This window comes from Pseudomonas sp. 2822-17 (assembly GCF_002742485.1).
GTDB lineage: Bacteria > Pseudomonadota > Gammaproteobacteria > Pseudomonadales > Pseudomonadaceae > Aquipseudomonas > Aquipseudomonas cyclaminis.
In genome coordinates, this window is the sequence record NZ_LJRZ01000632.1 from 1 (window position 1) to 288 (window position 288).

The 288-nt window shown below is 40.3% G+C and carries 1 pseudogene; it reads right to left on the reverse strand.

The window, feature by feature from the left end:
- Positions 1-288: pseudogene (locus tag AOA60_RS23660) on the reverse strand (tryptophan synthase subunit beta); the annotation flags it as partial.

The window sequence follows — 288 nt, forward strand, 5'->3', positions numbered from 1 at the left end:
AGCTTAAATGCCTCTAATACTTCCTCTTTTGTGACTGTATAGTATTCTGCTCTGCCTGATGTTTTCAAATAAATGTGTTCTGGTCCAATACCAGGATAATCAAGTCCAGCAGCAATGGAATATGTTGGTTCAGGATTCCCCTCTTCATCCATTAAGCATAGACACTTAAACCCGTGAATAACAGCTGGGGTTCCTTTTGTTAACGTAGCTGATTGATCAGGTTCTATCCCAATTAATCGAACATTAGGTTCGTCAATGTAGTGTGCAAACGCTCCAATGGCATTACTC